The organism is Lysobacter sp. Soil_N_23 (assembly GCF_057656135.1).
Map to the genome: position 1 here is coordinate 1 of NZ_JBDGKY010000054.1, position 472 is coordinate 472.

Annotated in this window: 1 protein-coding gene; it reads left to right on the forward strand. The window is 57.4% G+C overall.

Translation table 11 applies throughout. From position 1 onward, the window contains the following. Nucleotides 1-420, forward strand: a 420-nt coding sequence (locus tag AC3A3X_RS17840) for a hypothetical protein (protein WP_487584314.1), incomplete at its 5' end; no start/stop codon positions are given. Nucleotides 421-472: the final 52 nt, after the last annotated feature.

Genomic DNA, 472 nt, shown 5'->3' on the forward strand with positions numbered 1-472 from the left:
CGGCTTAACTCTGGCGTTAGGCGGCACACCATGCATCGTCTCTACCCGATCGCAGATGACTTTGAGGCGACTATCCGGATCCTGACGGAGGCGGAAGGGGGGCGTAAGACTTCCCCCTTCAATGGCATCCGCTGGGATTTCTCCTATGCTGCGGATGATTCGTCGGAGCAGCTATACATGATCTGGCCAGATTTCTATGACCCTTCGGGGGATAGCTTGCCGATTGATTCTCCGCTGCCCCTTGGCGTGGAGCTTCCTGCTCGAATGACCGTCGTCATTGATGAGATGCGAGAGCAAACTCATCGGGAGCGCATCAGGCCGGGAGTAGAGTTCTATTGTCATGAGGGTCCAAACAGGGTGGCCGTTGGCCGTGTTGTCCGCATCTCGGGGCTTCACAAGGTTCGCGCCAGTGCCGCCTAACAGTTCATTCAAGCCGAAGCCGCTTCGCGGCTCGGCTTAACTCTGGCGTTAG